At 38.1% G+C, this 1,566-nt stretch carries 1 pseudogene; it reads right to left on the reverse strand.

What is annotated here, in order from left to right:
- Window positions 1-1,566: pseudogene (locus ACWIUO_RS13685) on the reverse strand (TonB-dependent receptor); the annotation flags it as partial.

Below are 1,566 nucleotides of genomic sequence, written 5' to 3' on the forward strand. Positions count from 1 at the left end.
ACGCATATCATACCTTATCACTTCGCCACCCCACCAAATCATTTCATTATTTAGCGCGTTTGCATCGATACTCGTATCATAGTCATTGTAGTTTCGCCTTACATTCGTCCAATCAAATGCAAATAAAATGCTATTTTTGATTCCGCCAAAATCCAATCCACCATTATTTGTGATACTTAGGCTAACCACATCGCTACTGCTTTGCCCAAGATTTGTATAGACAAAGCGCAAATCGCTTGTAAGCCCCGCTACATTGCTTGTGCAATTATACGAGCTAAAAGAGCCATCAGGGGTTTGACACATTTTGCGGATTTCATCTTTGCCAGCACGATAAATGTATTTTGCACTCAAAATAAACGCATAGATTTTCTGTGTGATTCCGCCCATTAGCTCATCAGTATATGGCACACGCAGTTTTTTGAAATTTGTGTCGTTTTTGTTTTGATGGTAGCAGTTTGTTTTGTTATAACAATCATTGCTACTTGAATATTGAGGATTATTGATGATTTCTTCAAATGTAGTGTTGTGATTTGCTCTACTTACGGTGTATTCAAACGCACTTCTTGCCTCCATTAGCTTGTATGTAAAAAGATTTCGTCCATAGTAGCGATTTGCACCAAATGTTAGTTGCGTGCTAAATTTTTGGCTACTATAAGGCAAAATATAATTTAACGAAAATCTAGGCGATAGCGTAGTTTTTGCCATATAAGTATCATAATCCACCCTTGCTCCAAGTCGCAAATTTATCTCACCAAGTCTAATAAAATACGAATTGAAATCTAGCTTCATATCATTTTCTACAAACGCGCTTGCATTCACATTATCTAGTGCGATATTTCCCGCTTTGTAAAAACTTAGCGCGTGGGTGTATTGCCCATTATTATTAGCCCAATCCCCACTGCTATAATAAACTTTGCCATTTGAGCAAGCTATATCATCGCCTCTACATACTTCGTTAGCTTTTAGGGGAGAGATTCTATCTGTGCGTGTCCCACCAAAAAGCATATCCTCCATTCGCTCATAATAAGCATTTACATAGCCTATCTCTGCCCCTGTGCTAAATTTGCTTTGGGCGACTCCAAAATGCAATGGCTTAAAATCCTGCGTGGCTTTTAGATTGAAATTGATTTGCTTAGTATTGACATTGCCATAGCCTCCCTCGCCAACCGTCCCATTCTCTAAATTATTTGTCCAATTTTTATCCACACTTGCTCTCCACCCTAGCATATTGATAGCAGAATTTACCCTCGAATTATCCATATAGTTAAAATTGCTTTGTGCTAGAAAAAAGCCAATCTTATTATCCCACGAAGCTTTTAGCCCCACTTGATGCCCACCTGTAAGCATATCAAAAGCAGAATTTTTTGTATTTACAACAAAATAATTACTAAATGAAGGCGCATAGGCATAACTTGCCTCTAAAGTTAGATTTTCTAACACATCATAATGCCCTTTTATGAAAAAATTATAATTTTGGCGTTTTTGGGTTTTGCGCTTTTCATCAAGTGTGGCGGCTAGGTAGGTGCTAGAGCCAGAATTTAGCGGGATAAAGCTCTGTGTGCTAGA

Source organism: Helicobacter sp. T3_23-1056 (assembly GCF_053654535.1).